The sequence below is a fragment of the Pseudomonas sp. RGM 3321 genome (genome assembly GCF_022836805.1).
GTDB lineage: Bacteria > Pseudomonadota > Gammaproteobacteria > Pseudomonadales > Pseudomonadaceae > Aquipseudomonas.
Genome location: NZ_JALHBH010000061.1, coordinates 1 through 1,310, shown reverse-complemented (window position 1 = coordinate 1,310; position 1,310 = coordinate 1). Strand labels below are relative to the sequence as shown.

Below are 1,310 nucleotides of genomic sequence, written 5' to 3'. Positions count from 1 at the left end.
GGACGGGAGAAACACGCAACTGGAACCCGATAGGGACGGTGTATCTGAATCCTGAAAGGGAGCTGACTGTGGTGGTAAAGGTCGCGTAGCACGCGGTGGACGCGACAACTACCTTGAGAAACGCCGTTCTTATGGGGCTAATATGTGATCACAAATAACATATGTCAAATTGTTTTCAGAGGGGTACGACAATGCTTTGACGAGCATTTTTTTCGGTGGCTGTCGACAAAGCGCTCGCTGCCGATTTCTTGCTGCCTGCGCTTCGTAAATGCGCTGATCGTTGCAGGCGTGTCTAAAGCCATCATGACTTGGGTGCAAAGCAGTGCTGTAAAGCCGACAGTGGTAGCCTGTATTTCGGCAGACTGAAACGGTTAACGGGTGAGAGGTTATGGGCAGTTATAAAAAAACGATGTGAGGAAGGTGGTCTCGTATAGATATACCTGGCCAGCGGACCAAAAATCCCTCCCCCATCAAGGACTTGATCGAGACAAGATCGTCAGAGAGCAAGGGGACGACTTTCTCAGCTTCCTCTCCAGCATTGGCAATACCCCAGACTAAGCACTGCAGGCCGAACGTCCGATCAAGACCCAGCTTCACCTTGAGGAAAGTTTCAGGTTTTCAAAGTGATATAGCAGAGGATAATAATCAGTGCGCAGGCTTTATTCTCAGCGGGCCTAATAGCTAGCCCGTTCTTTCAAAGCACTTGCGCCCGTCAGTTAGCGTTACTACCCACTGCGGCGAAGCTTCGGAGCGTTTCGACTTCGGAGGCCAGTTCCGCTACCGCTTTCAACAAAACCGGAATCAACTGAGCTTCTCTTACTGATTGCGTCGACTCCGGGTCTTCCGGGTCAGCCAAGCACCATGCTGCGCAATCATCTATGCCGTGCGCCAGCAATTGCGCGCGCAGCTCTTGAGCACTAATACCCAAATGGACCCGTCCACCCTCCCTCTGATACACCGCCTGTTCATAAACAGGCTCCTCCACAACCTCCATACGAGGAACCTTGGTCGTAAGCTGCATTTGACGCGTGGCATAGTCAAGAACGGTGCGGACTTCCTGGTTTTCGTTCAGCTCCTCATGAGAGCCTGCTACAAACTCTTCCTCAACCATTACCGGATTGCCACTCTCGTCCCAAACCTGCAGGAGATCAAATATAGGGACTTCGGTCTGTTCCGTACGAGCCTTGACCTTGCCCCTGAAAAACGTATCCCTTGCCAGGTGCCTCAATAGCCGCAAGGATACGACATGACTAAGCTCAAGACAGACCGCGTTAAATACACCCTCGAGTTCAAGCTTGAGGCCGTGCGAC

1 pseudogene is annotated in these 1,310 nt (G+C 51.8%); it reads right to left on the bottom strand.

The features are described 5' to 3' along the window. Nucleotides 1-712 precede the first annotated feature (712 nt). Nucleotides 713-1,310, bottom strand: a pseudogene (locus tag RGM3321_RS00250) (hypothetical protein); the annotation flags it as partial.